Raw genomic sequence first — 26,473 nt, forward strand, 5'->3', positions numbered from 1 at the left:
AACATCATAGGCCGCCTGCGTCATTCCGGCAGCAATCTCATCAGGCAGCGACAGCCACCGGTTCCTCGCCATCGAGCACGCGCTTCAAGCGCTCGTCATCGAGCGCGCCTTCCCATTTGGCAATCGCGATGGTCGCGACCGCGTTCCCGATCAGATTGGTCGGCGTCAGTCCCTGCGACATCAGGCGATGGATGCCGAGCACCAGCGCGACGCTCGTCACCGGAATCGTGCCAGTGGCCGACAGCGTCGCCGCCAGAACGACAAAGGCGGCGCCCGCGATTCCCGCAGCGCCCTTCGAGGTCACGAGCAGGATCAGCAGCAGCTCGATCTGCTCGGCGAGCCCGAGCGGCGTATTGGTCGCCTGCGCCAGGAATACCGAGGCGGCGGCGAGATACAGGCAGGTGCCGTCAAGATTGAAGGAATAGCCGGTCGGGATCACGAGCCCGACCACGCTCTTCTCGCAGCCGGCTTTCTCCAGCTTGGTCAGCATCCGCGGCAGCACCGTCTCGGACGATGTGGTGGCGATGCAGATCAGCAGCTCTTCCCAGATGTAGCGGATCAGCTTGAGCAGCGAGAAGCCGCAGAGACGCGCGACGGGGCCGAACGCCACGATGATGAAGATGACGCAGGTCAGATAAAACCCGCCCAGCAGCTTGCCGAGCGAGGCCAGCGATCCCACACCGAACTTTCCGACCGTGAATGCAATGGCGCCGAATGCACCGATCGGCGCGGCCCACATCACAAAGCCAACGACGGCGAACACCATCTTGGCGGCGATGTCGATCAAATTGACCAACGGCGCGGCGCGCTCACCGAGCTGCACCAGCGCGAAGCCGCACAGCACCGAAATGAACAGGACTTGGAGAATATTGCCCTCGGCAAAGGCGCCGATGAACGTCGCGGGCACGATGTTCATCAGGAACGGCACGAAGCCGATCACGGCGGTCTGCTTCACATAAGGCTCGACCGCGCTGGCATTGATGGTGGCGGGATCGATGTTCATGCCGGCGCCGGGCTTGAGCACGTTCACCGCGACCAGACCGATGATCAGCGCGACCGTGGTCATGACCTCGAAATAGATGATGGCCTTGACCGCGACGCGCCCGACGCGCGCCATGTCGGCCATGTGGGCGATGCCATGGACGACGGTGCAGAAGATGATCGGCGCAATCAGCATCCGGATCGCCTTGATGAAGGCGTCGCCGAGGGGCTGCATCTTCACGCCCGCCTCGGGATTGACGATCCCAAGCGCAATGCCGGCCGCCATCGCGATGAGCACCTGGATCCAGAGCTCCTTCCACCAGGCGCGCCCGCGCGGCTTGTCGATCGTCATCGCGGTCATTCGTCGAATCCAAACAGGCGCGCGGGATTGTCGACCAGGAGTTTTTGCTGAAACTCCGGCTCCGGAGCGAATAGCGGGATCAAATCGACGAGGTCGCCGTCATTCGGCATCGCCTTGACGTTGGGATGCGGCCAGTCTGTGCCCCAGATGACGCGATCGGGCGCCGTCTCGACGATTTTTCGCGCGAACGGCACGGCGTCGGTAAAGGGCGGACCGGCCGAGGACACCCGCTCCGAGCCGCAGATCTTGACCCAGCATTTTTCGTCACGCTGCATCAGCTCGATCAAAATCTTGAATGGAAGCTGGTCGAGGCCCTCGGACGCCTTGACCCGGCCCATGTGGTCGATCGTGTAGCTCAGCGGCAGCCGCGCCAGCATGTCGGCATATTCAGGCAAATCGATCGCGTCGAAATGCAAATCGATATGCCAGCCGAGCGGCGCGACCATGGCGATGACACGGTTGAACACGCTCTTGTCGGGAACACCGCCGAGATGGCGGACGAAATTGAAGCGGCAGCCGCGGAAGCCGCCCTCGTGCAGCGCGCGAAGCCCGCGCTCGGTGGTGGTGTCGTCGATATTGGCGACCGCGCGATAGGCACCCTTGCTCTGCGCGATCGCGTCGAGCGCCACCGTGTTGTCGATGCCGTGTACGCTGGCATTGACGATGACCGCGCGCGCCACGCCGAGCTTGGCGTGCAATGCCTTGAAATCCTCAAGCGGGGCATCCGGCGGCGTGTAGGATCGGTCAGCCGAGTAAGGGTATTTCGCGCCGGGGCCGAAGATGTGGCAATGCGCGTCGCAGGACAGCTTTGGCAGCTCGAACTTTGGCGTGCGTGTATTTGGGTCGGGCGGCGGGATGGTCGGCGTGTACATAATATTCTTCAGCTGAATTTGAACAGGCGCGCGGGATTGTCGACCAGCAGCTTCTGCTGGATCGCCTTCTCGGGCGCGTAGAGCGGGATCAAATCGACGAGATCGCCGTCATTCGGCATGATCTTGACGTTGGGATGTGGCCAGTCGGTGCCCCAGATGACGCGGTCGGGCGCGCTGTCGATCAGCGCCTTCGCGAACGGCACGGCGTCGTGGAACGGTTTGCCGGCGGCGGAGGCCCGCTCCAGGCCGGTGATCTTGACCCAGCACTTCTCGTCCTTCTTCTGAAGATCGAGCAGCGCGGTGAAGCCGGGATCGTCGAGACCTTTCGCGGCCTGAACCGTGCCCATGTGGTCGATCACGTAAGGCGTCGGCAGCGCCGTGAGGATCGGCGCAAACTCGGCGATCGTGCCGGGCTCGAAATAGACATCGACATGCCAGCCAAGCTCGGCGACGCGGTGCACGATGCGCTGGAATTTTGTCATATCGCCGACGCCACCAAGGCGCTTGAGAAAGGCGAAGCGGCAGCCGCAGATGCCGCCCTTGTCGAGCGCCGCCAGTTCCTTTTCGGCCATCTCGTCGCTGACATTGGCAACGCCCTTGTAGGCGCCCTCACTCTGCGCGATCGCATCGGTGACGACGCGGTTGTCTGTGCCGTGCACGGTAGCATTGACGATCACGCAGCGCTCGACGCCGATCTTCTCATGCACGCTGCGGAACGTCTCCAGCGGCGCGTCCGCCGTGTTGTAGGGGCGCTTCTCCGAGAAGGGATAACGGGACGCTGGCCCGAAAATGTGGGTATGGCTGTCGCAGGATTTCGGCGGCAGCTTGAACGACGGTGTCTTGGGATTCGGATCCGGCGGCGCGATCGTCGGCATGGCCTTCGGCTCAGCCCCTTGCGCACGCGCTTTGCTCGCAAGCGCGGCGCCGGCGAGCCCGGTCAAGAGGTGCAAGCACTCCCGCCTGTTCATTTCCTTAAGCACCCCATCACATGTCCGCTTACGAGCGGAAGCGCCGTTACGCGCTCCCCCTCGGGCGATTTCTTTCAAGTCTTGCTGTTTGCAACAGTCCGTCGCCGCGCCGGCGCGGCCTGATCCAAAGCCGGCGCCTGGAACGCGGCGACCGCGGCCTGCACCAACTGCTCGATGGCGTTGGCGGGATCGCCGCCATCGGCCTCGCCGCGCGACAGGCGCGAGACGCGGTCCGGCGTCACCAGCGAGTAATAGAGTGCACCGAGCAGGAAGTGGCTGCGCCAGACGATATCGGTGCGCGGAATATGCGGCAGGCTGTCATGGATCGCGTCGATGAAGGCGTGGCTGGTGTCATCAAATGTCTGCGCGATGATTTTTCGCGCGACCTCGTTGCCCTCGGCCGACATCACGGCGCGCAGCCGCGTGAAGCGCGCCCCGCCCCCGGCGAGATCGCTGCCCGAGGTGAAGGCCGGCACCACATAGGCCCGCACCACCGCTTCCAGCCGGTCCTGGAGATCGCGCACGCGCTTGGCGGCGGCGAGCAACTCCGAGCGGCGCAAATTCATCGGCCCGCAATGGCGCCGGTAGATCTCCAGCAGCAGGCCGTCCTTGGTCTTGAAATGATAGGTCACGCTGCCGGGATTGGCCCCTGCTGCCTGCGCGATATCGCGCACCGAGACGGCGTTGAAGCCGTTGGTGGCGAACAGCTCCTCTGCCGCGGCGAGGATCGCCTCGCGCATGTTCGGCTTGCGGGCCGTTTCCTTGCTGGTGGGCTTGCGTACCATGTGATTTGTACTATCGTACAAAAGATCAGGTCTCGTCAACAAAAACCACGGGCAACGACCGGAAGCGGCTCGGAAGATCCCCGCACGGACGCGAATGCCCCAGGGAGTGCTGGATAATGCTGGGTTTGAATACGAAGATCGGCGCTTTGATGCTCGGCGCCGGCCTGCTGCTCGCGGGCGGCGTTGCGCAGGCCGCCGACAATTATCCGAGCAAGCCGGTCCACATCCTCGTGCCCTACGCCGCCGGCGGCGCGGTCGACGTGCTGGCGCGCACACTTGGCCAGGCGCTGGCCAAGACCTGGGGCCAGCAACCCGTGATCGACAATCGCCCCGGCGCCGGCGGCATCGTCGCCTCGCAGGCACTGACGCAGGCAGCACCCGACGGCTACACGCTGATCCTGGTCGCGAGCGGGCATCCCCTCAACCAGTTCATCTATCCGAGCGTGCCCTACGACACCTTCAAGGATTTCACCGCAATCACCGAAGTCGCCTCCTCGCCGCTCGCGGTCGTGGTGGCGAAGGACAGCCCCTACAAGACGCTCGGCGACCTGCTGGCGGCAGCGAAGAAGGAGCCGGACAAGCTTTCCTACGGCATGTCTGGCAACGGCACCTCGGCGCATCTCGCCGGCGAGCTCCTAAAATACATGTCCGGCACCAAGATCGTCGCGATCCCTTACAAGGGCGGCGCGCCGGCATTGACCGCAGTCATCGCCGGCGAGATCCCGCTCAGCATCAATCCGCTCGCGGAGGCGATCGGCCAGCTCGAAGGCGGCCCGGTGCGCGCGCTCGCGGTGACCTCGGCCGAGCGCTCCAAGGCGCTACCTGATGTCCCGACCATCGCCGAGTCCGGCGTCCCCGGCTACGACGTCTCGGTCTGGTGGGGCGTGCTCGCGCCGGCAAAAATGCCGCCGGAGATCGTCGCGAAACTCGAGACCGACCTGAAGGCGGCGCTGCAGGATCCGAACGTGCTGTCGACGCTCGGCAAGATCGGCGCAGCCCCGGTCGGCTCCTCGGCCAAGGACTTTGATGCCTACATGCACGCCGAGGCGAGCAAATGGGAACCGGTGTTGAAGGCTGCCGACATCCGCGCGCAGTGAGGTTTTTCACGTGAGGACCTTTTCCGGGTTTCTCTCACGCACGATCCTGCTCGCCTTCACGATCATCTTCGTCAATTGTGCGCTGTTGCTCTCATCTTCTCCAGCGATGCAGCACGTCGCACAAATTCGTCGTCGCCGCCCTGCGGGATCAGGATCGCGCGTTCGCGCGGCAGGGCTTCCGGCATCTCGTCGCGGATGAAGGCAATCAGCTTCTCCCGCATCTCGCAGCGCAGGTCCCAGGATTGCGGTGCGTTGCGTGCGCTGACCAGCGCGCGCAGCTCGATGGTTCGCGAATCCGCGTCGATCACCTGGAGATTGACGACCGCGCCGTCCCAGAGTTTGGACTCCTTCACCGCCCCCTCCAGCCAGCGCCGGATGCGGGGCACGTCGGTGCGGTAGTCGACATGCAGCGCGATGACGCCGATCAGGGACGCCGTGTCGCGGGTCCAGTTCTGGAACGGTCTTTCGATGAAGTAGGACAGCGGCACCACCATGCGCCGCCAGTCCCAGAGCCGGATCACGACATAGGTCGCGGCGATGTCCTCGACCCAGCCCCATTCGTTCTCGATGATGACGGCATCCTCGATGCGGATCGGCTGGGTAATCGCGATCTGCAAACCGGCGATGAGATTGCTCAGCAGCGGCCGCGCGGCAAGACCAACGATGATACCGGCGGCACCGGCGGAGGCGAACAGGCTGACGCCGTATTGCCTGACCGAATCGAACGTCATCAGCGCGGTCGAGACCGTGATGATGACGATGATGATGTCGGTGACGCGCTTGAACACGCGGACCTGGGTGACGTGCTTGCGCGCGACGAAATTCTCGGTGACGTCGCGAAAATTCTGCAAATAGCGCGCCGCGCTCATGTCGACGATCCGGATCGAGATCCAGCCGATCAGCGCGATGAAGGCGACCACGAACAGGCTCCTCAGCGGCGTCCGAAACGCGTCATCCAGCGGCGCGAGCGGCAGCACCAGCGCGACGGCGGCAAGACACAGCGCCAACTGGGCCGGTCCGGAGGTGCGCTCGATAAAGACGCTCATCAGCGGAAGCCGGGTTCCGAACGTACGATTGAGCAGCCAGACCGCGAGCCGATAGAACGACAGCGCAAGCAGAATTGCCCCGGCGACGAGGGCGAGACCGATAAACCATGACGGTATCCACCCGAACATCCTGTCGATGTCGGCCATGAGGGCCTGCCGATTCATGAAAGTCCCTGCATTTCCATTCGCGTCTCCGCTTCAACGCACTCCTGTCAGCTTCGCTCCCCGATCCCGCGCAATGCAGCATCCCTCTGGTGCAACCGTCGCCGAACTGCGCTATTTCTGGGCAATCATGACTCGACGAACCGGCAGCGCCGATCTTCCTCTCCACACCGGGCGGGTTCCGCCATGGCTGGCGAGCCGCATGGCCTCATTGGGCGCGATCGTCACGCAGGCGGTCGTGCATCATTACGGGCGCGATGCATTCATGCAGCGTCTGTCGCATCCCTTCTGGTTCCAGTCATTCGGCGCCGTGATGGGGATGGACTGGCACTCCTCGGGCATCACGACGTCCGTGATCGGCGCGCTGAAGCGCGGGCTGGGCCCGCTTCAGGACGAGCTCGGCATCTATGTCTGCGGCGGCCGCGGCCAGCATTCGCGCAAGACGCCGGACGAGCTGCTGCAGCTCGCCGACCGCGTCGGCTTCGACGGCGCAAGGCTCACGCGCGCCAGCCGGCTGGTCGCCAAGGTGGATAGCGCCGCCGTGCAGGACGGCTTCGATCTCTATCTGCACGGCTTCTTCGTCACCGCCGACGGCAAGTGGACGGTCGTGCAGCAGGGCATGAACGGTGACAAGCGACAGGCCCGCCGCTATCACTGGCACTCGGAAGCGCTGAAGAGTTTCGTTGAGGCCCCGCACAGCGCGATCGACGGCCCGCAGCAGGGCGAGATCGTCAATCTCACCGACCATCGCGCCGATGTCTCGCGCACCGCGCAGCTCGAACTCCTGAGCGATCTCGGTCCAGATCGCATCCTCACCGAGTTCGAACGGCTCTCCGGAACCGCGCCCGAGCCGGCGCAGGCCATGCTGCCGCACCTGATCATGCCCGCGCATCACGATGTCCGGCCAAAGGACGTGTTCGCGCGCCGCCTGCATGGCACGCTGGCAGCCGCGGCCGAGCGCGGCCCGGTCGACTTCCCCGAGCTGCTGCTGACGCCGGGCGTCGGCGCACGCACCGTGCGCTCGCTGGCGATGGTCGCCGAAGTCGTGCACGGCGCGCCCTATCGCTTCAAGGACCCGGCGCGCTTCTCGCTCGCCCATGGCGGCAAGGACCGGCATCCCTACCCCGTTCCGATCAAGGTCTATGACGAGACCATCCGCGTGCTGAAGGGCGCGATGCAGAACGCAAAGCTCGGACGCGAAGAAGAGATGCAGGCGATCAAGCGCCTCGACGACCAGGCACGGCGGCTCGAGCGCACTGCGGACGGCCCATCGGTCGAAGCCTACATCGCCGGTGAACGAGCAGCCTCAGCCGATCTCGACGGCCGCTCCGTGTTCGGCTGGGAGCGCGACCTCGCGCCGACAAAAAAGCGGACTGGCTGAACACCGGTCCGCAAGTCAGCGGGGAGGAACGCGCCCTCAGGTCTCGTCGTCCTCAGGGCTCTCGACAAGCCGGTTGGCTGCGTGATCCTGATATTGTTCGGTCTGGATGGACTTGCCGTCCATGCCGCGAATGTCCGAATGCTGCTTCTTGTCGCGGTTGGACAGGACCATGTTGTCGCCGATCATGTCCTTCGACACCTCGGTCAATGCGCCGGTGCCGTCGCCCTTGCCATGCACGCCGGATCTGAAGTGCGTCTTGCTGCCGTGCCCAGCTGGCATCAGTTTCTCCTCTTGCAGTGACCTTCCAAAAATTTAGTGCTTCTGTTGCGCCGGCATCGGCTTTGGCGGCTTGTGGCCGCTCTGGCCGGGATCGTTGTGCTTATTGTGGTCGCTCTCCTGATTGAGGCCGCCACGACTTACCGCGTATTCGCTGTGCCGAGCTTCAGGCTGCGCACGGTGAACGGCGGTGTCCTCGACGTTGCGGCCCAACGCCCGATCCAGCTCCCGCGCGTCCGGAACATCGGGCTTGCGCTCGAGGATGCGAACCTGCTGCTCGTGGGTCTTTTTGCCTTGCATGCTTGTTCTCCGGAGCTATCGACCTCTTCGGTGTGCGCCACCATGTGCGACGTCCTTGTCGATGCCGCCGCCAATGCCGACATCGTTCTCGCGATCACCTTCGATCGTGTTCTCGCCGAGAGCATCCTCGAGATCGTCGGGGGACATGCCCGTCATGGTAGCCCCCTTCGATCCGCCGATCAGGGGATTGTCGCGCATGTCCTTCTCGCTCGGCCTATACGGTTTGGGTTGCTTGCTGCTCATGATTTACCTGCCTCCGCCCTTACCGGCGGCGTCGTGTGCATGATGCGAATCGTGCTCGCCCCCGCCACCGGAGATGCGACTATGGCTTCGCTGCGCATCGTCCGCTGGCGGCTTCTTCACCTCAAGTGGTGCCTTGGCATTTTCGTGGGACGCGCCTGGCCCGCCCTGGCGGATGCTGTTCGGTGTCTTGGTGGATGTCGACATGAAGCACTCTCCTCAGCGGTCTTGCTGGTACCCCTGATTGGTCGTGTTCTGCTTGATGTTGCCCTGCTGCCCCTGCTGGTCTGGATTCTGTGCGCGCTGCTGACCACGCGGGGTCTGATCCGGTGGTACCTGCTTGGTATCGCCAGTTCCCTTTGGGCTCTGGTTGGCGTTCGGGACGGGTGGCATCTTACTGGCCATGGAAACCTCCTTGTGGAAAGCGACGTCATGACGCCGTCAGTGCTGCTCCCAGTCAGCGGGCGCGGAGATGTCCTTCAATGCCTCCTGCGCGCATTCATCGTCCGCCCTGCTGATGTCTGCCAGAGCAACGACGCCGACCAGGCGCTTCTGCCGGTTGAGCACTGGAAGACGCCGGACCTGGTGCGTCGCCATCACCTGCGAGGCGCCTTCCACGTCGTCGTCCTCGAAGCAGTAGCAGACGCCCTCGGACATCACCTCGCGCACCGACGTGTTGCCAGGCGATCGCTCCTCGGCGACTGCACGCGTGACGATGTCCCTGTCGGTCACCATTCCGATAAGGCGATCATTCTCGCCCACCGGCAGCGCTCCGACATTATCGGCACGCATCCAGCGTGAGGCTTCCCGGATCGTCATGTTGGGATCGGCAATGTGGACCGATGGTGTCATGATCTCGTGAACTTGCATGGCTGACTCTCCGATGATCCTTTCGGGATGTCGATTGGCTAACGCGGGCATCGCGAAGAAGGTTTCTGTCGACCTAGTGCGACGTATCGCTCTTGTCCGGGTTGCCGAGTTCCATGCTCCAGATCGCCCTCACCTCCTCCGGCAAAGCTTCCCGGACCTTGCCGATCTGGCCTGCAGTCAAATGCCGGGAGAGAACATTGAACACCGCGCGCGCGGCATCCTTCGTATCGATTGGACGCCCAAACTTCAGTTCCTCCGCGATAAGCAGAAGAAATTCGTCCAGCGAACGCACCCGCCTCGGCATCGCCGACGGCCGGAACTGATCATAGTACGCGCCACGGACCAGCAGCGGCAGTTGTGATCCCAGATGCGCGGCAAGCTCGACGGGCAGGCGATCACGTATTGCGCGCAGCACAGCGGCCGTCACGCGCCACGATTGCTGATCGTCGAGACCGATTTCTTCGCCGATTTCGTTGAGCCAGAGGTGAGTCGTCTGTGCTGTCTTGTCGAATACCGGAATGGCACTGGAACTCATTGTGAAGCTCCACTTCGAATCTCGAGGTTTGAGTCACAACAGGTGCGATCAAGCACCGTTCCTGGTAACGGGGCCAACTTCAGATCAAATTTGTCCTCGGAAATGATCGCGGTGCCGCACCGCCGCGTTCTTCACGCTGCGGCGTCGAGAGTGCCGACGTGCCCATCGTCTACAACCGGAAGCCTTTCGAGTGCACGAATGCCCGGCCTGCGACGCCACCGAATTTGCGAAGGCTCAACGGACAGGCGAAGCTTCGGCCAGCGCCGGAACAGCGCCTCCAACGCGCAAGCCGCCTCGATTCGCGCAAGCTGATGGCCGAGGCAGAAGTGAATTCCCGTGCCGAAGGAGATGTGGCGGTTGGGCTTGCGTTCGAGATCGAGCCGCTCCGGCTGCTCATGCACCGCGGGATCCATGTTTGCCGCCGCGAGCATCACCATGACGCGATCGCCTTTCTTCAGGCGCACGCCTTCAAGCTCGACATCCCGCCGCACATAGCGCGGCTTGGAAAATTGCACCGGCGAGACGAAACGCAAGAACTCCTCGACCGCGAGCCCGGCGCGGCTCCAGTCTTCTTCCAGCCAGTCCCGCAAGCCCGGATTGGCGAGCAGTTCGTAAACCGAGCCGCTGATCAGATGCGTGGTGGTCTCCGAGCCTGCCGCGAGCAGCAGAAAAACCATCGAGACCATCTCGTCCGGCGTGATCTTACCGCCTTCCCGCTCGACCTGAACCAGCTCGGCAATCAGGCCTTCGCCGCCATGCGCGCGCGCCACCTGCAACTGCTGTTCGAGATAGGAGCGCATCTTGCGGAACGCGAGCAGCAGACGAAAGAAGCTGACGACGTTCGTCAGCGAGGACATCGCATTGGCCCAGGCGATGAAGCGCGGGCGATCCGTCATGGGCAGGCCGAGCAGCTCCGAGATCACCGAGAGCGGCAGGATGCGCGCGTAGCTCTGGACGAGATCGGCCGGGCTGCCCTTCGCGAACAGCTCATCGGCCAGACCGTCCGCGATGGCGCGGATGCGCGGCTCCATCGCAACGATGGCACGGCGGCGAAAGGCTTCGTCCACGATGCTGCGCAGCCTGGTGTGATCCGGCTCGTCCATCGTCAGCATGTTGTTGGCGATGGTCCTGATCAGCCTCGGCATCCACCAGCGCAGGCCGGCTACGTCGCCATCTTCCTTGCGCAGCGTGAAGATCGTGCTGTCCTTCAGCACCTGCGCCGTCGCATCATGGGTCGTGGTGATCCAGACGTCGCCGACGAGGGGGAAGCGCGTCGCGACCACAGGGCCTCGCTCGCGCAACGCCGCTATGGCCTTGGGCGGATCGCGAAAGAAGGCCTCGCTGGTGAAATCGAGGCGCGGTGCCATGGGATCACCGAACTGGTTGGTGGCGCCTCAACGAGATGGTGAGCGACGCCGCAGGCGCAAGGGTTGGAGCTGGTCCTTCTCGCGCAGCGGGACTAGCCGCGCCCCGGCGAGCGCGGGCCGGCCTTGCGCTGCTGCTGGGTATAGGCGTCCCAGTGGCTCCAGCTGCCATTGCTGAGGCTTTGCAGATCGGTGCCGAGCGGACGGCGCGTGCGCTTGTCGTGATCGGCGATGACGCGCTCGGACTGCGCGATCTTGCGCTTGAGATCCCCGATCGATTTCTGGGTCTGGCCGTCGCGCTTCGAGGACGCGATCTCGCCCATCGTGAAGCGCGCGGTCTCCATCGCCTTCAACTCGGCGCGGTTCTTCTTCAACTGAACCCGGTGCCAGGCGATGTTGCTGTCGCTGTCCGCAACCATGGGGGGAACTCCGCTGATTCGCTCCCACAGTGTATCGCGCGCCGAATCGGCGCCGCAACGCCCCCGCGGTGGCGAAAATGCGGTCTATTCCGGGCTTAGCGCTCGGCAAACGCCTTTTCGACCACGAACTGGGCGGGCTCACCATGGTTGCCTTCGACGAAACCGCGCTCGCCGAGGAGCACGCGGGTGTCGGCCACCAGCGCGGGGCTGCCGCAGATCATGACGCGGTCATGGGCCGCTTCCAGCGCCGGCAGGCCGATATCGGCGAACAGCTTGCCCGAGGTGATGAGGTCGGTGATGCGGCCGCGGTTGCGGAAGGGATCGCGCGTCACGGTCGGGTAGTAGATCAGCTGGTTGCTGATGTACTCGCCGAGCATCTCGTCCTTCGGCAGGTGCTCGGTGATCATCTCGCCGTAGGCGAGTTCCTTGACGTGCCGGCAGCCATGCAGCAGCACGACCTTCTCGAACCGCTCGTAGGTCTCGGGGTCCTTGATCACACTCAGGAACGGCGCGAGCCCCGTGCCGGTGCCGATCAGGTAGAGGTTGCGACCCTCTTCCAGATTGTCGATCACCAGCGTGCCGGTGGCCTTGCGGCTGACGATGATCTCGTCGCCTTGCTTCAGATGCTGAAGCCGCGAGGTCAGCGGGCCGTCCGGCACCTTGATCGAGAAGAATTCGAGGGTGTCCTCGTAATTGGCGCTGGCGACGCTGTAGGCCCGCAGCAGCGGCTTCTCGCCGACCTTGAGCCCGATCATGGTGAACTCGCCGTTGCGGAAACGGAAGGTCGGGCTGCGGGTGATCTTGAAGGAAAACAGCGTGTCGGTCCAGTGGTGGACGCTCAAAACGCTTTCCTGATTGAAATTGCTCATCTCACCTATCCGTGTCGCGTCTGTGCGGTTTTCGAGGCGGGGCAGCTATGCGTCGTTTGTACACGATCATTCGTATACTAATGAATAATCCTGCTTGATCCCGCGGTCAAGGCTGCCCAAGATCGCAAGCGTTGCAGTTAGGAATGAGGAGCCCCTTCCATGGCGCATGACGCCCCCCAGGCCACCGGACCTTCGAAGCTCGTGATCCGAAATATCGGCCTGATCCTGTCCGGCGCGATGGAAAAGCCGATCCTGGACGGCGACACCATCGTCGCCGAGAACGGCAAGATCACCGCGATCGGCCGTTTCAAGGACCTCAACACGGACGACGCGACCACCATCGTTGAGGCCAACGGCACCACGGTGGCGCCGGGCCTGATCGACAGCCACGTCCACCCTGTGGCCGGCGACTGGACGCCGCGGCAGAACCAGATCGGCTGGATCGACAGCAACCTTCACGGCGGCGTCACCACGATGATTTCCGCCGGCGAGGTGCACATGCCCGGTCGCCCGCGCGACGTCGTCGGGCTGAAGGCCATGGCCATCTTCGCCCAGCGCGCCTTCTGGAATTTGCGGCCCGGCGGCGTGAAGGTTCACGCCGGAGCGCCCGTGATCGAATGCGAGATGGTCGAAGAAGACTTCAAGGAATTGGCAGCTGCCGGCGTCAAGCTGCTCGGCGAAGTCGGCCTCGGCGGCGTGAAAGACGGCCCCACCGCGCGGAAGATGGTCGGCTGGGCTCGCAAATACGGGATCCAGAGCACCATCCACACCGGCGGCCCCTCGATCCCCGGATCCGGCCTGATCGACAAGGACGTGGTGCTGGAAGCCGACACCGACGTGGTCGGTCACATCAATGGCGGCCACACCGCCCTGCCCGACGATCAGATTCGCTGCATCTGCGAGGGCTGTAAGCGCGGCCTCGAGCTCGTGCACAACGGCAATGAGCGCTCGGCGCTGTTCACGCTGCGCATCGCGCGCGAGATGGGCGATCTGCATCGCGTCATCCTCGGCACCGACGCGCCCGCCGGCTCCGGCGTGCAGCCGCTTGGCATTCTGCGCATGGTCTCGATGCTGTCCTCGCTAGGCGATTTGCCGGCCGAGATCGCGTTTTGCCTGGCCACTGGCAACACCGCGCGGATGCGGCAGCTCGATTGCGGCCTGATCGAGGTCGGCCGCTCCGCCGACTTCGTCATCATGGACAAGGCGCAGCACTCGCCCGGCAAGAACATTCTGGAGAGCGTCCAGCTCGGCGACCTCCCCGGCATCGGCATGACCATCATCGACGGCATCGTGCGCACGCAACGCAGCCGCAATACCCCGCCCGCCGGCAGGGTGCCGGAAGTGGTGGCGAAGTAGCCGAGAAAATAGTGCCGTAGGGTGGGCAAAGCGAAGCGTGCCCTCCATTCTTTCTCAAAGCGAAGACACGGTGGGCACGGCGCTTTGCGCCTTTGCCCACCCTACGAGATCACCTCAGTTTATTGAGAAGCGCCATCAGCAGCTCGCGCTCTTTCGCATCGAGCGGGGCCAGCGTTTCGCGGGTAATCGCAATCGCATTCGGCGCGAGCTTTTCCGCAAGCTGCTGACCGGCACGGGTCAGGCTCACCAGCAGGCGCCGCCCGTCCTCGGGATCCTGGCTCGTCTCGGTCAGGCCACGTGCCGTGAGGCGGTCGATCACGCCCTTGATGGTCGCGACGTCCATCGCGGTCAGCCGTCCGAGCTGATTCTGCGAACACGGCCCGGTCTCGGCGAGCTTTGACAATGCCGCCCACTGCGTCGGCGTCAGATTGGTGCCGATGTCGCGGGAGAAGATCGAGCTGTGGCGCTGCCAGACCTGGCGCAGTATGAAGCCGACCTGCTCGTCAAGCACGTAAGGCGGTTTGCCCTGCCTCACGTTCTTCTTTGCCGCGACGCTTCTCGCCATTCGTCCCCGCCTCTCACAACGACAGATGCGCGTCGCGGACATCCGGACGCGCATCGAGCTCAGCCATGGTCCCGCCGAAACAGATGCGGCCGCGCTCGATGATATAGGCGCGATCGGAGATCAGCCGCGCGAAATGCAAATTCTGCTCGGAGACGACGATGCTGACGCCCTCCTTCTTCATGGTCAGGATGGCATCGACCATCTGCTCCACGATTTTTGGCGACAGGCCTTCCGAGGGCTCGTCCAGCAGCACCAGTGACGGATTGCCCATCAGCGTGCGCGCGATGGTCAGCATCTGCTGCTCGCCGCCGCTCATGCGACCGCCGGGACGGCCCTTCATCTCGCCGAGATTCGGAAACAGCGTGAAAAGCTTTTCGCGGGTCCAGTACGGCGCATTCGGACGCTTCGGCTGGCGGCCGACTTCGAGATTCTCTTCCACCGTCAGGTCCGTGAAGATGCGCCGCTCTTCCGGCACATAGCCGAGCCCCTCGCGCACGATCTCATGCGTCGGACGCGCCGAGACATCCTTGCCCTCGAACGTGATGCGGCCGGTTCGTTGCGCGACGAGGCCTACGATCGAGCGGAACGTGGTCGACTTGCCGGCGCCGTTGCGTCCTAGCAATGCCACCACCTCGCCCTCGCCGACCTCGAAACCGATGTCGAACAGGATGTGCGCCTGGCCGTAATGGCTGTTGAGGTCCTGCACCGTGAGCTTCATGCCGAGGCGCCCTCGCGATGCCCGGAATCGTAGAGGAGGCCCTCACCGAGATAGATCGCCTGGACCTGCGGATTGCCGCGCACCTCGGCCGGCGAACCCTCGGCGATCAGGGTACCGCGGTTGAGCACGATGATGCGGTCGGCATGCTCGAACACCACGTCCATGTCGTGCTCGGTGAAGAGCACGCCGATCGATTTTTCCCGCGCGATCTGCGCGGTCAGCCGCATCAACTCGACGCGCTCGCGCGGCGCCATGCCGGCGGTCGGCTCGTCCATCAGCAAGAGCTTTGGCTGGTTGGCGAGCGCGACAGCAAGCTCAAGCCGCTTGAGGTCGCCGTAGGCAAGTTCGCCGCAGGGCCGATCCGCATAGCCGCCCATGCCGACCAGTTCGAGCAGACGTCCGGCCTCGCCGCGGTCGACATTCGGCGCCGAGCCCCAGAGATTGAACAACTGCTTGCCGTGGGAGATCAGCGCGACCTGCACATTCTCGCGCACCGTCATGGTTGCGAAGGTCGCGGTGATCTGGAAGGTGCGTCCCACTCCCATGCGCCAGATGTCGCGCGGCTTCTTGCCCGTGGTCTCCTCGCCGAGCAGACGAACATGGCCGGTATCAGGCTTGTTCTGGCCGTTGAGCATGTCGAAGCACGTGCTCTTGCCCGCACCGTTCGGGCCGATCAGCGCCAGGATCTCGCCGGCGCGCAGCGAGAACGAGACGCCACGCACCGCATGGATGCCGCCGTAGGATTTGGTCAGGCCTTCGACCGCGAGAAGTGGGGGTGCGACGCTCATTCGGCGGACTCGATCGGCTTGGCCAGCAGGGAGGAACCTGGCGGCGAAGATTTCCTGCGGCGCTGCGCCAGCATCTCCAGCATGCCGACAATGCCCTTGGGGAAGACGACGACGATCAGAACGATGAAGCCGCCGAGCACGAGCTTTGACAGATCGGTCTGGCTCACCAGCCAGATGTTCAGCGCCTTGTAGACGATCGCACCGATCACCCCGCCGGACACCGTCTCGACGCCGCCGAGCAGCACCATGACCAGCGCATCGACCGAGAGCGAGATGCCGAGATTATCAGGGAAGACGCTGCCCTTGAGATAGGCGAACAGCGCGCCGCCGATGCCGGCGGTGGTGCCCGCGATCACGAACGCCGTCCACTGGATGCGCTTGGCGTTGATGCCGACGGCCTCGCTGCGCAGCAGCGAGTCGCGCGTGGCGCGGAGCGCATAGCCGAACGGCGAGAACACCATGATCCGCAGCGCAATGGTCACGAGCGTCGCCACGCCGAGCGCCAGCCAGTAGAAATGCGACGGGCTCGCTGCCCAGCTCGCAGGCCAGACGCCGAGAATGCCGTTGTCGCCGCCGGTGACACTCACCCACTGGAATGCGATCGACCAGACGATCTGCGCGAAGGCAAGTGTCAGCATCGCAAAGTAGACGCCGGAAAGCTGGACGGCGAAGAAACCGAACACCGCGGCGCCCATGCAACCAAGCAGCGGCCCGAGCAAGAGACAGACAATCATCGGCAGCCCCGCCATCTTGGCGAGGAAGGCGACGCCATAAGCGCCGAGGCCGAAATAGGCGGCATGCCCGAACGACGCAAGCCCGCCGACCGACATCAGGAAGTGCAGGCTGACGGCGAAGATCACGAAGATCGCGATCTCGGAGCCTACGGTCAGCGCGTAATTGCCGGCGAACAGCGGCAGCATCGCCGCGATCACGAGGGCTGCGAGCGCGGCCAGCCGCTCGTTCGACGTCAGGGGACGCCAGGGATTGACAGTGAGACCCGGCGTCTTGCGCGCGGCCGCCTCCGGCTTGCCGAACAGGCCCCACGGGCGGACGATCAGCACGACCGCCATCACGAGGAAGACGAGAATGATGGAAATCTTCGGAAAGATGAGGATGCCGAAGGCGTTCAGCTCGGAAACCAGCACCGCCGCGACGAAGGCGCCGACGATGCTGCCCAGGCCGCCGATCACGACCACGACGAAGACCTCGACGATGATGCGCAGATCCATGGCGTGATGCACGGCATCGCGCGGGATCTGAAGCGCTCCGCCGAGGGCTGCGAGGAAGACACCGACCGCGAACACCGACGTGAACAGCCATTTCTGATTGACGCCGAGCGCTGCGACCATGTCGCGGTCCTGGGTCGCCGCGCGCACCAGCACGCCCCAGCGCGTGCGCTGGAACAGCAGCCAGAGAATGCCAAGCACGATCGGGCCCAGCGCGATCAGGAACAGATCATAGCTCGGGACGTTCTGGCCGAAGAAATCAACCGCGCCCTTGAAGCCCGGCGCACGGCGGCCGACGAGATCGTCGGGTCCCCAGATCAGCACCACGAGATCCTCGACCATCAGCGTGAGACCGAAGGTGCCGAGCAGCTGGAACAGTTCGGGGGCGTGGTAGATGCGGCGGAGCAGCACCATCTCGACGAGGACGCCGATCAACGCCACGGCCAGCGCGGCCACGACCACCCCGCCCCAGAAGCCGAGCGCGCCGGAGAAGCGCTCGGTCAGCGTGAAGGCGACGTAGGCGCCGATCATGTAGAAGGCGCCATGCGCGAAATTCACGATCCGCGTCACGCCAAAGATGATCGACAGGCCCGAGGCCACCAGGAACAGCGACGCTGCGCTGGCGAGACCGGTCAGAAACTGTACGACGTAAAAGGCCATCGGCGGTCCGGGTTGGTGTTGGATCTCACCACTCCCCGCGTGCGCGGGGAGAGAGAGCTTCGTAGGGTGGGTTAGCGCAGCGTAACCCACCTCTTCTGGTTTCTGCGGATGCCGACAGTGGTGGGTTACGCCTTCGGCTAACCCACCCTACGGCAGCGGAGATCAATCCTTCGGACGCAGCTTCTCGACTTCGGCATCGCCAGGCAGATAGTCCGCGCCCTTCTTGTAGGTGGCGTCGACCATCACGCCCTTGCCGTCCTTCTGCGCGGTCTTGCCGACGAAGGCGCCCAGCGTCGACTGGTGGTCGATCTTGCGGAAGGTGATCTCGCCGAACGGCGACGGCATGGAGATGCCTTCAGCCGCCGCGATCAGCTTGTCGGTGTTGGTCGAGCCGGCCTTGGCCAGGATGGCGGCAGCCGCCTTGATGGTCTGGTAGCCGACGATCGAGCCGAGGCGCGGATAGTCGTTGTACTTGGCCTGGTAGGCCTTCAGGAACGCATCATGCTCGGGCGTCTTGATCGAGTACCAGGGATAGCCGGTGACGATCCAGCCCTCGGGCGTCTCGTCCTTGAGCGGATCGAGATATTCGGGCTCGCCGGTCAGGAAGGAGACGACCTCGCGCCCCTTGAACAGGCCGCGGGTGTTGCCTTCGCGCACGAGCTTGACGAGGTCGGGGCCGAAGGTGACGTTGAGAATGGCTTCCGGATTGGCCTGCGCCACCGCCTGCACCACCGGGCCCGCATCGATCTTGCCCTGCGGCGGCCACTGCTCGTCGACCCACTGGATGTCAGGGCGCTTCTCCGACATCAGCTTCTTGAACACCGCCACCGCCGACTGGCCGTATTCATAGTTCGGCGCGATCGTTGCCCAGCGCTTGGCCGGCAGCTTGCTGGCGGCTTCCACCAGCATCGCGGCCTGCATGTAATTGGAGGGACGCAGCCGGAAGGTGTACTTGTTGCCCTTTGCCCAGGTCACTGCGTCCGTCAGCGGCTCGGCCGCGAGGAAAAACACCTTCTTCTGGTTGGCGAAGTCGCTGACCGCGAGGCCGATGTTGGACAGGAACGTGCCCGTCAGCATCGCGACGCCCTCGCTCGACACCAGTTCATTGGCCGCGGTCTGCGCATCCGCCGGCTTGCCGCCGTCGTCCTTGGAGATGACGACGAGCTTCTTGCCGTTGATGCCGCCGGCCGCGTTGATCTCCTCGACCGCGATCTGCCAGCCCTTGCGATAGGGTTCGGTGAAGGACGGCAGCAGCGAGTAGCTGTTGATCTCGCCGATCTTGATGTCCTGCGCCAGGGCCGAATGACTCATGCCGGCCGCCAGAAGCGCAAAGGCCGCGCCGACGAAATAGTTTCTTGCTCGCATCCCAACCTCCAGTTTTGAACTTTATCTCTCGACCACGATCATGCCGGAGAAGCTGTGCCCGCCCCTCCGAACCGTCCCTCATTTCAAACCGTCTTCGCCCTTGATCTCCGCAACCGTCAGCCCGCCGACGCGCGGCAGCGGACGGCCGCTATCGGTCACGGCGACCGCGACCATGATCTCGTTGGCGCGCGGCGCGTCGTTGATCTGCACTTCCATGCCGTCGAAATGACTGCGCACGAAGGCCGCGTCCTTGTGGCCGAGCGGAATGTCCAGCGTCGTGCCGGGGCCGCTGCGTTTCTTCGATGACGGAATCAGCGCCGCGCCCTTGGTCAGTACTTTGCGCACCGGCGCACCCATCTTGGGGTGAAGGATCGCGGCGGCGTGCTCCAGCTCGCCGTTCTCGCCGACAGCGGCGGCCTTGCCGTAGCTCTGCGCCTTCGCGCCATCGATGCCGAGCGCTGCCACCGCGCGTTTCGACAGCAGCTCGCCGAGCTCCTCGCCGATCGCGATCAGCGGCGACAGATCCTCGACATATTTTCCGGCAAAGGGATTTTCGATCACGGCGATCGCAGCCGCACGCCGGGTCGGCGGCGAGACCTGGCGGCCCATCTCCATCTGCGTCTCTTCGACGATCGTGACGATCTTGCGGATGATCGCGCTCATGCTTCGCTTCCCTGTTCAGGCACGGACCGCGTTCTCCAGCACAAGCGGGCGCGGTCGCTGCTCTTCTATATCCCTGGTTCCGATGACAAGCATATCACCACAAAGCCGCAGCACGGCACTCTCGATCAATCCGCGATCGAATAGTTGCCGTGCACATTCCGCGCCAGATTCGAGCGCGGCGGCGATCTCAGCCTGCGACAATTCACCGACCGCACGGGTGACGAGGCGCGTGCCGAGATCGCTGTCGGGCTGAAGCTCGTTTGCGGGCTGCCGGATGATGGCGGGATGCCCGGGCAGATCGACGGCATTGGCGATGATCGTCGCCGCCGCATCGGCCTGCGAGGCCGTCGCCGCGAGCACCGTCACCGCGTCGGCAATGCCGAGCGAAAAGCTGCGGCCATGGCGGCCGCTGGTCGCGATGCCGCGCACCGGATCATCAGCATCGACCCTCATGGTCCGCATCACGCCATCGCGGTCCGGCCGATCCAGCAGACCGACGGAAAAATGCTCGCCCCGTCCGAGGTGCAGTGCGATGTCGCCGCCATTGTTGACGTAGACCTGGTCGAGCGGCGCAGCGCCGAGCATCGCGCCGAGAATCTCTTCCGCCACGCTGCCGGCAACAGCAGCCATCGGAGTGATGAAACAATCGGCGGCATAGGGCGCGACAGCTGCGTGCATCCGACGCGCCACCACGCCCTTCAGCGACGTCATCTTCTCAGCAGCAGCCCTCAGTTCCGGCAGTTCCGCGCAGAGCTCGTCGAGCAGCCCGGTGAAGCGGCGCGCCGCAGCCGCGTAGGCCGCGCGCACCTCGCGCTCGCGCCCCCTCGCCTCAATGATCAGATCAATCGGTCCATCCTGCAAATGCAGCCGCCGGCCATCAGACAGCAATGCGATTTGCGGGAGCCGTATCATGCTGGCCGTCCCGGGATCGGGTGCTGCCAGGGTAGCTGACGGACATCGTCGCCGCCCCTGACCTCGGACAGTGGCTTCACATAGTCCATGTGTCCGCCGAGCGCGGCATAATCGGTCAATTTCATCGTGAATTCGATCGGCGCGACCAGGGCCGGCGTCGGCACATAGCCGAATGCGCCTGATGGCATCTGCGTCACATCGACCATGTAGGTGATGCCGCCGCCCGGCCAGACATAGACCGCCGCACCGCCGCTGGTGACGCGCGTCAGCGCGTCCTTCACCGAACGCGTCAGCCGCACCGGATTGTCGGTGACGCCGGCGCGCAACGAGCCGCCGGCGCCTGCCATGAACAGCACCGTGCACAGCGCGGGTTCGCAGTTCTCCTGGATGCGCTCAACTGAGAATTTCAGGTCATCAGGCATTTCCGTTTCAACCGGCTTCAAGGCCTCGTCGAGCACGTAGTAAGAGGAATGCTCGCCGGTGGTGGAGACCATCAGCATGGAGAGGCCGGGCCTGGCCTCCTTGGCGTCGAACGGACCGAGGATGGCCAGCGGATCGGAGATATTGGTTCCGCCCCACCCCGTGCCGGGATCGGCGACCTGGAAATAGCGGCCGGGCGTCGAACGCCGGCCCTTCATCTTGATGCCGGTGTCGGCGATGTCGAGCAGCTTGCCGGCCTGGTGCTCGCTGAGCACGCCGGTGATGTGGTCGTCGACCACGACGACCTCGTCGACCTTGCCGTGCCATTGCTTGGCGAACATCCCGATCGTCGCCGAGCCGCAGCCGACGCGCATGCGCTCCTCTTTCACGCCGTTGACGATCGGCGGCTGCCCGGCCTGCACCACCACGTTGGCGCCGCCGTCGATGGTGAGCTCCACCGCCTTGCAATTGGCGAGATCCATCAGCGTGTCGCAGGTGACGCGGCCTTCCTTCTTGGAGCCGCCGGTAAGATGATGCACACCGCCGAGCGACAGCATCTGCGAGCCATATTCGCTGGTGGTGACATGACCAACCGCCTCGCCCTGCGCGCGTACGGTCGCGGTTTCCGGGCCGAGATAGCGGTCGGTATCGATCTTCACCTTGATGCCGCAATAGGAAAAGATGCCCTCGGTGACGACCGTCACCATGTCGACGCCGTCGACTTCGGACGAGACGATGAACGGTGCCGGCTTGTAGTCCGGATAGGTCGTGCCCGCGCCGATCGCGGTGACGAAGGTCGAGGGCCCGTGGACGATCTTGCCGTCCCAGTCTTCGGTGCGGCTGAACGGCACGAGCTTGCCACCCTGCGACACCGTGCGTTCGAGAATGATGTGCGGATCGACCCGGACAAGCTTGCCGTCGTGATTGGCGTAGCGGTCGCAGGCGCCTGCCGCGCCCGGCTTGATGTAGCACATCACCGGACAGGCATCGCAGCGGATCTTGTCGGTGGCAGCGCTTGTTGTTTCCATCACCATGTCAAAGCCGGAAGACAGTGCGGTTATCATTCGTATACGAACGATGTTGCGCGCGGTCCCGAACACTGTCAAGCGGCGCCACGCGCGAAAAGGCGCGCCTGCCGAATAAAACCTCATTTGCCTCCCCGCCTTGTCCACAAAGCGGGCAGTTGCGCTGCACTGCGGCATGGCCGCTTGCACGTTTGTGTACAAACGGTATCGTCGCGACGTAGAATTTTTGCGATCGCAGGGTTTGGGAACGAGGATGACGCAGGCACCGATCCGCCTCACCGTGAACGGCAGGATCCAGGACGTCACGGCAGAGCGCCAGACGCCGCTGCTCTATGTGCTGCGCAATGATCTCGGACTCAACGGCCCGAAATACGGTTGCGGCTTAGGTGAATGCGGCACCTGCACTGTCCTGATCGACGGCACGGCTGCACGCTCTTGCGTGATTCCGATCAGTGGTTGCGCCGCACGCGACATCGTGACGCTCGAAGGCCTCGGCACCCGCGACAAGCCTGATGTGGTGCAGCAGGCCTTTATCGATGAGCAGGCGGCGCAGTGCGGCTACTGCCTCAACGGCATGATCATGACCACCAAGGCGTTGCTCGCGATCAACCCGCAACCAACGGAGCAGGAAGCGCTCGCGGCGCTGCGCTACAATCTCTGCCGCTGCGGCACGCATGTGGAAATCCTGCGCGCCGTGATGCGCGCATCGGGCCAGCTCGCCGAGGTCCGTGATTGATGGCCTCTCCTCTCTCGAACGGAGTTGAGCGAGGCTCGCTCGTCGTCGTCCGCACCGTGGACGAAGTCACATCCGAAACCTTCGTGCGGATAACCTCGGACGGCTCGGTCAGCGCCTATAACGGCCATGTCGATCTCGGCACCGGCATCCGCACCGCGCTCGGCCAGATCGTCGCCGAGGAGCTGGATGTCTCCTTTGCGCGCGTCGTTGTGGTGCTCGGCGACACCGCTGTTGTGCCGAACCAGGGCGCGACGATTGCGAGCGAGACCATCCAGATCACTGCCGTGCCTTTGCGCAAGGCCGCGGCGCAAGCGCGGCACTTCTTGATCGCACGCGCGGCCGAGCGGCTGGAGCTGCCGGAGGCCGATCTCACCATCGAAGACGGCCTCGTCCGAGGCCATAACCGCAGCGTCAGCTATGGCGAGTTGATCGGTGGCGAGACCATTCGCCTCGAGCTTGCCGATGACGTCGCCGTCAAGGCCGCCAGCGACTACGCCATCGTCGGCCAGTCGATGCCGCGCGTCGATCTTCCGGCCAAGGCCACGGGTGAGCCGACCTTCGTGCACGACGTCCGCGTGCCAGGCATGCTGCACGGCCGCGTGGTGCGCCCGCCCTACTCCGGCGTCGATGCAGGTCCCTTCGTCGGCACCAGCCTGATCGCGGTCGACGAGGCCTCGGTGCGCGATGTCCCCGGTCTCGTGGCCGTCGTGCACATAGGCGATTTCGTCGGCGTGGTCGCTGAGCGCGAGGAGAATGCGATTCGCGCAGCGGAGCAGCTCACGGTGAGCTGGAAGCCGACGCCTAAGCTCACCGAGCTCGCCGATGTCGAGACCGCGCTGCGCGCCCGTCCGTCGACGCCACGCACGCTGATCGACAAGGGCGACGTCGATGCTGCCATTTCGGGCGCAGCCAAGCCGATGCAGCGCACCTACGTCTGGCCGTACCAGATGCACGCCTCGATCGGCCCGTCCTGCGCGGTCGCGGACTTCCAGGACGGCAATGTCCGCGTCTGGTCCGGCACGCAGAACCCGCACGTGCTGCGCAGCGACCTCGCGCTGCTGATCGAGCGTCCGGACAGCGAGGTCGAAGTCATCCGGCTCGAGGCCGCCGGCTGCTACGGCCGCAACTGCGCCGATGACGTCACGGCCGATGCACTGCTGCTGTCGCGCGCAGTCGGCCGGCCCGTGCGGGTGCAGCTGACGCGCGAGCAGGAGCACGCTTGGGAGCCAAAGGGCACCGCACAGCTCATCGACGTCAACGGCGGCCTCGATGCCGTCGGCGGCATCGCCGGTTACGATCTCGCCACGCGCTATCCCTCGAATGCGGCACCGACGCTGGCGCTGCTGCTGACCGGTCGCATCTCGGCCGACCCCGCTGTGCTCCAGATGGGCGACCGCACCGCGATCCCGCCTTATGATTACGACAACCTGCGCGTCGTCGCGCATGACATGGCGCCAATCGTGCGCGCCTCCTGGTTTCGCGGCGTCTCGGCGCTGCCGAACACGTTTGCGCATGAATCCTATATTGACGAGGCTGCGACCGAGGCTGGAATCGATCCCATCGAATATCGCCTGCGCTATCTCAAAGACCAGCGCGCCGTCGATCTCGTCAATGCGGTCGCCGAGCGTGCGGGCTGGACGCCACGGCCGGTTCGCGAGGAGAAGGACGGCGAGATCGTGCACGGGCGCGGCTTTGCCTATGCGCTCTACGTCCACAGCAAATTTCCCGGCTACGGCGCCGCCTGGTCCGCGTGGGTCGCCGACGTCGCAGTGAACAAGACCACCGGCGACGTCAGCGTCACGCGCGTCGTCGCCGGACAGGACTCCGGCCTGATGATCAATCCGGACGGCGTGCGCCACCAGATCCATGGCAACGTCATCCAGTCCACCAGCCGCGCGCTGATGGAAGAGGTCTCGTTCGAGCGCGGCGCGGTGGCGGCGCGGGAATGGGGCGCCTATCCGATCATCCCCTTCCCCGATGTGCCCAAGATCGACGTGCTGATGCTGCCGCGGCCGGACCAGCCGCCGCTCGGCGTCGGCGAGTCCGCGTCGGTCCCGAGCGCGGCGGCGATTGCGAACGCGATCTTCGATGCGACCGGCGTGCGCTTTCGCGAGCCTCCGTTCACGCCGGAACGTATCCTCAGAGGATTGCACGGTGATGTGCCGGCGACGCCGCAAGCCCTGTCCGCGCCCGCTGCGCCGCCACCGCCTCGCATCTGGGAAAATCCGTTCGCGAAGCGCGCCGGCATTGTCGCGACGATCGCGGCCGTCTGCACCGCCGCGATCGGCATCGGCGCCGCGCTGCTGCCGGGCCGCGCCATTGCGCCGATCGCGCGGCCCGACGCATCAGTTTATTCCGCGGCGACGATCGCACGCGGCGAGCAGTTGGCGGCACTCGGCAATTGCGCGGAGTGCCACACCACGATAGGCGGCGTGCTCAACGCCGGCGGCCGCGCGCTGGAGACGCCATTCGGCACGATCTATTCGACCAACATCACGCCCGACATCGAGACCGGCATCGGCGCCTGGTCCTATCCCGCCTTCGAGCGTGCGATGCGCGAGGGCCTGCATCGCGACGGACGGCAGCTCTACCCCGCCTTCCCGTACACGCACTTTTCGAAGACTGATGATGCCGACATGCAGGCGCTCTACGCCTATCTCATGGCGCAGCCCTCGGTGCGCGCGACGGCACCTGCGAACAATCTGGCCTTCCCCTTTACTCTGCGCCCGCTGCTTGCGGGCTGGAACGCGCTGTTCCACAAGACCAAGGAGTTCGAACCCGATCCCGCGAAGTTCGAGCAATGGAATCGCGGCGCCTATCTCGTCGAGAGCCTCGGCCATTGCAGCGCCTGCCATTCGCCGCGCAATGCGCTCGGCGCCGAGCAGCGGCGGGCCTATCTCGCCGGCGGCTTTGCCGAGGGCTGGGAGGCGCCGCCGCTGACCTCGCTCTCGCATGCGCCGATCCCGTGGAGCGATGATGAGTTGTTCGCTTATTTGCGCACAGGCCATTCGCGCTATCACGGCGTCGCGGCGGGCCCGATGGCGCCGATCGTCAGGGATCTCAAAGCCCTGCCCGATCCCGACATCCGCGCGATGGCGGTCTATCTCGGCTCGTTCAACGACACCGCGGCCGACGCGCCCGCACTGGCGGCGAGGCTGGAGAGCGCGACGCAGGTCACCGTCGCGTCCTCGACCGGCGCGCGGCTCTATCAGGGCGCCTGCGCGGTCTGTCACCAGGTCGGCGGCCTGCCGCTGTTCGGCAGCCGTCCCTCGCTCGCCCTCAACAGCAATCTGCACAGCACGAGGTCGGACAATCTCGTGCAGGTAATCCTGCACGGCATCACCGACCCCGCCTCCAGCGATCTCGGCTATATGCCCGCATTCAAAGCCAGCATGAGCGACGCGCAGGTCGAGGAACTTGTCAGCTTCCTGCGCCAGCAGTTTGCACCCGACAAGCCGGCATGGACGGGCGTGCGCGAGACAATCGCGCGCGTGCGCGCTTCAACGCATTAGG

At 64.7% G+C, this 26,473-nt stretch carries 28 protein-coding genes; 5 read left to right on the forward strand and 23 right to left on the reverse strand.

The genetic code is table 11. The annotated features are described in order from the left end of the window. Positions 1-40: 40 nt before the first annotated feature. The 4 genes from dctA to JJC00_RS24030 form a co-directional block, all read right to left on the reverse strand. A complete protein-coding gene (gene dctA, locus JJC00_RS24015) occupies positions 41-1,342 on the reverse strand; it encodes a C4-dicarboxylate transporter DctA (RefSeq protein ID WP_200468380.1) in 1,302 nt (433 codons plus the stop codon). Then, positions 1,339-2,214, reverse strand: a complete 876-nt coding sequence (locus JJC00_RS24020; protein WP_200468381.1) for an amidohydrolase family protein — start codon at positions 2,212-2,214, stop codon at positions 1,339-1,341. The genes dctA and JJC00_RS24020 overlap by 4 nt, the downstream gene beginning before the upstream one ends. Positions 2,215-2,222: 8 nt before the next feature. After that, complete coding sequence (locus JJC00_RS24025) at positions 2,223-3,182, reverse strand: amidohydrolase family protein (RefSeq protein ID WP_200468382.1); 960 nt, start codon at positions 3,180-3,182, stop codon at positions 2,223-2,225. 74 nt (positions 3,183-3,256) lie between these two features. Then, positions 3,257-3,967: a TetR/AcrR family transcriptional regulator gene (locus JJC00_RS24030; RefSeq protein ID WP_200468383.1), complete on the reverse strand. Its 711-nt coding sequence runs from the start codon at positions 3,965-3,967 to the stop codon at positions 3,257-3,259. 116 nt (positions 3,968-4,083) lie between these two features. Between JJC00_RS24030 and JJC00_RS24035 the strand changes: the two genes are divergently transcribed. Then, positions 4,084-5,064, forward strand: coding sequence for a tripartite tricarboxylate transporter substrate binding protein (locus tag JJC00_RS24035; protein ID WP_200468384.1), 981 nt, complete (start codon positions 4,084-4,086; stop codon positions 5,062-5,064). A gap of 71 nt (positions 5,065-5,135) precedes the next feature. Here the strand turns inward: JJC00_RS24035 and JJC00_RS24040 are convergent, their stop codons facing one another. Continuing rightward, entirely contained in the window at positions 5,136-6,275 is a 1,140-nt protein-coding gene (locus JJC00_RS24040) for a mechanosensitive ion channel family protein (protein ID WP_200468385.1), read from the reverse strand. 127 nt (positions 6,276-6,402) lie between these two features. On the opposite strand from JJC00_RS24040, the gene JJC00_RS24045 reads away from it, so the two are divergent. Then, positions 6,403-7,653 carry a DUF763 domain-containing protein gene (locus tag JJC00_RS24045; RefSeq protein WP_200474215.1) on the forward strand — a complete coding sequence of 417 codons (1,251 nt, stop codon included), beginning with the start codon at positions 6,403-6,405 and terminating at the stop codon, positions 7,651-7,653. Between the two features lie 36 nt (positions 7,654-7,689). Here the strand turns inward: JJC00_RS24045 and JJC00_RS24050 are convergent, their stop codons facing one another. The 10 genes from JJC00_RS24050 to JJC00_RS24095 all read right to left on the reverse strand — a co-directional run bounded on the left by JJC00_RS24050 (position 7,690) and on the right by JJC00_RS24095 (position 12,526). Further along, complete coding sequence (locus JJC00_RS24050) at positions 7,690-7,932, reverse strand: hypothetical protein (protein WP_200468386.1); 243 nt, start codon at positions 7,930-7,932, stop codon at positions 7,690-7,692. Positions 7,933-7,965: 33 nt separating this feature from the next. After that, a complete protein-coding gene (locus JJC00_RS24055; RefSeq protein WP_200468387.1) occupies positions 7,966-8,229 on the reverse strand; it encodes a hypothetical protein in 264 nt (87 codons plus the stop codon). 15 nt (positions 8,230-8,244) lie between these two features. Next, a complete protein-coding gene (locus JJC00_RS24060) occupies positions 8,245-8,472 on the reverse strand; it encodes a hypothetical protein (protein ID WP_200468388.1) in 228 nt (75 codons plus the stop codon). Between the two features lie 3 nt (positions 8,473-8,475). After that, positions 8,476-8,676, reverse strand: a complete 201-nt coding sequence (locus tag JJC00_RS24065; RefSeq protein WP_084292708.1) for a hypothetical protein — start codon at positions 8,674-8,676, stop codon at positions 8,476-8,478. 12 nt (positions 8,677-8,688) lie between these two features. Next, on the reverse strand, positions 8,689-8,874 hold the full coding sequence (locus JJC00_RS24070) for a hypothetical protein (RefSeq protein ID WP_200468389.1): 186 nt from the start codon (positions 8,872-8,874) through the stop codon (positions 8,689-8,691). A 36-nt stretch (positions 8,875-8,910) separates the two neighbouring features. After that, positions 8,911-9,339, reverse strand: a complete 429-nt coding sequence (locus JJC00_RS24075) for a CBS domain-containing protein (protein ID WP_200468390.1) — start codon at positions 9,337-9,339, stop codon at positions 8,911-8,913. A gap of 73 nt (positions 9,340-9,412) precedes the next feature. After that, positions 9,413-9,874 (reverse strand): DUF2267 domain-containing protein, encoded by a 462-nt coding sequence (locus JJC00_RS24080; RefSeq protein ID WP_200468391.1) that lies wholly within the window; start codon positions 9,872-9,874, stop codon positions 9,413-9,415. Between the two features lie 131 nt (positions 9,875-10,005). Next, positions 10,006-11,241 (reverse strand): cytochrome P450 family protein, encoded by a 1,236-nt coding sequence (locus JJC00_RS24085; protein WP_200468392.1) that lies wholly within the window; start codon positions 11,239-11,241, stop codon positions 10,006-10,008. 92 nt (positions 11,242-11,333) lie between these two features. Further along, on the reverse strand, positions 11,334-11,657 hold the full coding sequence (locus tag JJC00_RS24090; protein WP_200468393.1) for a hypothetical protein: 324 nt from the start codon (positions 11,655-11,657) through the stop codon (positions 11,334-11,336). 95 nt (positions 11,658-11,752) lie between these two features. Further along, positions 11,753-12,526: a ferredoxin--NADP reductase gene (locus JJC00_RS24095; protein ID WP_200468394.1), complete on the reverse strand. Its 774-nt coding sequence runs from the start codon at positions 12,524-12,526 to the stop codon at positions 11,753-11,755. A gap of 159 nt (positions 12,527-12,685) precedes the next feature. Between JJC00_RS24095 and JJC00_RS24100 the strand changes: the two genes are divergently transcribed. Further along, positions 12,686-13,882 (forward strand): amidohydrolase family protein, encoded by a 1,197-nt coding sequence (locus tag JJC00_RS24100; protein ID WP_200468395.1) that lies wholly within the window; start codon positions 12,686-12,688, stop codon positions 13,880-13,882. Positions 13,883-13,991: 109 nt separating this feature from the next. Here the strand turns inward: JJC00_RS24100 and JJC00_RS24105 are convergent, their stop codons facing one another. The 8 genes from JJC00_RS24105 to JJC00_RS24140 form a co-directional block, all read right to left on the reverse strand. Next, the gene (locus JJC00_RS24105; RefSeq protein ID WP_200468396.1) at positions 13,992-14,447 is read right to left on the reverse strand and encodes a MarR family winged helix-turn-helix transcriptional regulator; all 456 of its coding nucleotides are present in this window, start codon (positions 14,445-14,447) and stop codon (positions 13,992-13,994) included. A 13-nt stretch (positions 14,448-14,460) separates the two neighbouring features. Continuing rightward, on the reverse strand, positions 14,461-15,165 hold the full coding sequence (locus tag JJC00_RS24110; protein WP_200468397.1) for an ABC transporter ATP-binding protein: 705 nt from the start codon (positions 15,163-15,165) through the stop codon (positions 14,461-14,463). Next, entirely contained in the window at positions 15,162-15,953 is a 792-nt protein-coding gene (locus JJC00_RS24115; RefSeq protein WP_200468398.1) for an ABC transporter ATP-binding protein, read from the reverse strand. Before JJC00_RS24115 ends, JJC00_RS24110 begins: the two co-directional genes overlap by 4 nt. Further along, a complete protein-coding gene (locus tag JJC00_RS24120) occupies positions 15,950-17,839 on the reverse strand; it encodes an ABC transporter permease (protein ID WP_200468399.1) in 1,890 nt (629 codons plus the stop codon). Before JJC00_RS24120 ends, JJC00_RS24115 begins: the two co-directional genes overlap by 4 nt. 162 nt (positions 17,840-18,001) lie before the next feature. Then, positions 18,002-19,204, reverse strand: coding sequence for an ABC transporter substrate-binding protein (locus tag JJC00_RS24125; protein ID WP_200468400.1), 1,203 nt, complete (start codon positions 19,202-19,204; stop codon positions 18,002-18,004). A gap of 78 nt (positions 19,205-19,282) precedes the next feature. Next, on the reverse strand, positions 19,283-19,867 hold the full coding sequence (locus JJC00_RS24130; RefSeq protein ID WP_200468401.1) for an amino acid synthesis family protein: 585 nt from the start codon (positions 19,865-19,867) through the stop codon (positions 19,283-19,285). A gap of 15 nt (positions 19,868-19,882) precedes the next feature. Then, entirely contained in the window at positions 19,883-20,779 is an 897-nt protein-coding gene (locus tag JJC00_RS24135) for a UPF0280 family protein (protein ID WP_200468402.1), read from the reverse strand. Further along, positions 20,776-22,233, reverse strand: coding sequence for a 6-hydroxynicotinate reductase (locus JJC00_RS24140; protein WP_200468403.1), 1,458 nt, complete (start codon positions 22,231-22,233; stop codon positions 20,776-20,778). Before JJC00_RS24140 ends, JJC00_RS24135 begins: the two co-directional genes overlap by 4 nt. 244 nt (positions 22,234-22,477) lie before the next feature. Here JJC00_RS24140 and JJC00_RS24145 point away from each other — a divergent pair, with 244 nt between their 5' ends. Together JJC00_RS24145 and JJC00_RS24150 are read left to right on the forward strand one after the other, a co-directional pair. Then, positions 22,478-22,960 (forward strand): (2Fe-2S)-binding protein, encoded by a 483-nt coding sequence (locus JJC00_RS24145; RefSeq protein WP_200468404.1) that lies wholly within the window; start codon positions 22,478-22,480, stop codon positions 22,958-22,960. After that, complete coding sequence (locus JJC00_RS24150) at positions 22,960-26,472, forward strand: molybdopterin cofactor-binding domain-containing protein (protein WP_200468405.1); 3,513 nt, start codon at positions 22,960-22,962, stop codon at positions 26,470-26,472. The genes JJC00_RS24145 and JJC00_RS24150 overlap by 1 nt, the downstream gene beginning before the upstream one ends. Position 26,473 lies beyond the last annotated feature (1 nt).

The sequence above is a fragment of the Bradyrhizobium diazoefficiens genome (assembly GCF_016616885.1).
GTDB lineage: Bacteria > Pseudomonadota > Alphaproteobacteria > Rhizobiales > Xanthobacteraceae > Bradyrhizobium > Bradyrhizobium diazoefficiens_F.

Coding starts and splice junctions, on each gene's coding strand:
- JJC00_RS24050 (WP_200468386.1), bottom strand. CDS start 7,932: ATGCCAGCTGGGCACGGCAGCAAGACGCACTTCAGATCCGGCGTGCAT.
- JJC00_RS24085 (WP_200468392.1), bottom strand. CDS start 11,241: ATGGCACCGCGCCTCGATTTCACCAGCGAGGCCTTCTTTCGCGATCCG.
- JJC00_RS24090 (WP_200468393.1), bottom strand. CDS start 11,657: ATGGTTGCGGACAGCGACAGCAACATCGCCTGGCACCGGGTTCAGTTG.
- JJC00_RS24045 (WP_200474215.1), top strand. CDS start 6,403: ATGACTCGACGAACCGGCAGCGCCGATCTTCCTCTCCACACCGGGCGG.
- JJC00_RS24060 (WP_200468388.1), bottom strand. CDS start 8,472: ATGAGCAGCAAGCAACCCAAACCGTATAGGCCGAGCGAGAAGGACATG.
- JJC00_RS24130 (WP_200468401.1), bottom strand. CDS start 19,867: ATGAGCGCGATCATCCGCAAGATCGTCACGATCGTCGAAGAGACGCAG.
- JJC00_RS24110 (WP_200468397.1), bottom strand. CDS start 15,165: ATGAAGCTCACGGTGCAGGACCTCAACAGCCATTACGGCCAGGCGCAC.
- JJC00_RS24125 (WP_200468400.1), bottom strand. CDS start 19,204: ATGCGAGCAAGAAACTATTTCGTCGGCGCGGCCTTTGCGCTTCTGGCG.
- JJC00_RS24145 (WP_200468404.1), top strand. CDS start 22,478: ATGACGCAGGCACCGATCCGCCTCACCGTGAACGGCAGGATCCAGGAC.
- JJC00_RS24120 (WP_200468399.1), bottom strand. CDS start 17,839: ATGGCCTTTTACGTCGTACAGTTTCTGACCGGTCTCGCCAGCGCAGCG.
- JJC00_RS24135 (WP_200468402.1), bottom strand. CDS start 20,779: ATGATACGGCTCCCGCAAATCGCATTGCTGTCTGATGGCCGGCGGCTG.
- JJC00_RS24140 (WP_200468403.1), bottom strand. CDS start 22,233: ATGGTGATGGAAACAACAAGCGCTGCCACCGACAAGATCCGCTGCGAT.
- JJC00_RS24095 (WP_200468394.1), bottom strand. CDS start 12,526: ATGAGCAATTTCAATCAGGAAAGCGTTTTGAGCGTCCACCACTGGACC.
- JJC00_RS24025 (WP_200468382.1), bottom strand. CDS start 3,182: ATGAACAGGCGGGAGTGCTTGCACCTCTTGACCGGGCTCGCCGGCGCC.
- JJC00_RS24080 (WP_200468391.1), bottom strand. CDS start 9,874: ATGAGTTCCAGTGCCATTCCGGTATTCGACAAGACAGCACAGACGACT.
- JJC00_RS24055 (WP_200468387.1), bottom strand. CDS start 8,229: ATGCAAGGCAAAAAGACCCACGAGCAGCAGGTTCGCATCCTCGAGCGC.
- JJC00_RS24150 (WP_200468405.1), top strand. CDS start 22,960: ATGGCCTCTCCTCTCTCGAACGGAGTTGAGCGAGGCTCGCTCGTCGTC.
- JJC00_RS24065 (WP_084292708.1), bottom strand. CDS start 8,676: ATGTCGACATCCACCAAGACACCGAACAGCATCCGCCAGGGCGGGCCA.
- JJC00_RS24020 (WP_200468381.1), bottom strand. CDS start 2,214: ATGTACACGCCGACCATCCCGCCGCCCGACCCAAATACACGCACGCCA.
- JJC00_RS24075 (WP_200468390.1), bottom strand. CDS start 9,339: ATGCAAGTTCACGAGATCATGACACCATCGGTCCACATTGCCGATCCC.
- dctA (WP_200468380.1), bottom strand. CDS start 1,342: ATGACCGCGATGACGATCGACAAGCCGCGCGGGCGCGCCTGGTGGAAG.
- JJC00_RS24040 (WP_200468385.1), bottom strand. CDS start 6,275: ATGAATCGGCAGGCCCTCATGGCCGACATCGACAGGATGTTCGGGTGG.
- JJC00_RS24105 (WP_200468396.1), bottom strand. CDS start 14,447: ATGGCGAGAAGCGTCGCGGCAAAGAAGAACGTGAGGCAGGGCAAACCG.
- JJC00_RS24070 (WP_200468389.1), bottom strand. CDS start 8,874: ATGGCCAGTAAGATGCCACCCGTCCCGAACGCCAACCAGAGCCCAAAG.
- JJC00_RS24035 (WP_200468384.1), top strand. CDS start 4,084: ATGCTGGGTTTGAATACGAAGATCGGCGCTTTGATGCTCGGCGCCGGC.
- JJC00_RS24030 (WP_200468383.1), bottom strand. CDS start 3,967: ATGGTACGCAAGCCCACCAGCAAGGAAACGGCCCGCAAGCCGAACATG.
- JJC00_RS24115 (WP_200468398.1), bottom strand. CDS start 15,953: ATGAGCGTCGCACCCCCACTTCTCGCGGTCGAAGGCCTGACCAAATCC.
- JJC00_RS24100 (WP_200468395.1), top strand. CDS start 12,686: ATGGCGCATGACGCCCCCCAGGCCACCGGACCTTCGAAGCTCGTGATC.